The organism is Robertmurraya sp. DFI.2.37 (assembly GCF_029211245.1).
Classification (GTDB): Bacteria; Bacillota; Bacilli; order Bacillales; family Cytobacillaceae; genus Robertmurraya; species Robertmurraya methanolica_A.
Window position 1 is genome coordinate 1 of record NZ_JARGEJ010000898.1, and the last position, 287, is coordinate 287.

Consider the following 287-nt stretch of genomic DNA (forward strand, 5'->3'; position numbering starts at 1 on the left):
ATTTGTACGGAGTAACTGAATCTGTTGGCAGACTTTATGGTTCCCTTTATTTTCAGGAAGAACCGATGACATTGGATGCGATGAAAGATGAGCTTGGAATGAGCATAACTAGCATGAGTACTTCTGTAAGAGGTTTAATGGAATTAAAGATGGTGGAAAAGGTTTGGAAACGAGGAGAGCGAAAGGATTTATATCGTGCCTAAATGGATTGGTATCAGACCTTTAGTGATCTTTTTACAATAAAGTGGCGTGCAGGGGTGACAGCCAACATAAATGCGATTGAAAAG

At 39.7% G+C, this 287-nt stretch carries 1 protein-coding gene; it reads left to right on the forward strand.

Annotation, left to right across the window (positions count from 1 at the left end; all coding sequences use genetic code 11):
* A partial coding sequence (locus tag PZE06_RS29075; RefSeq protein WP_369011870.1) for a GbsR/MarR family transcriptional regulator occupies positions 1–203 on the forward strand: 203 nt, incomplete at its 5' end.
* Positions 204–287: the final 84 nt, after the last annotated feature.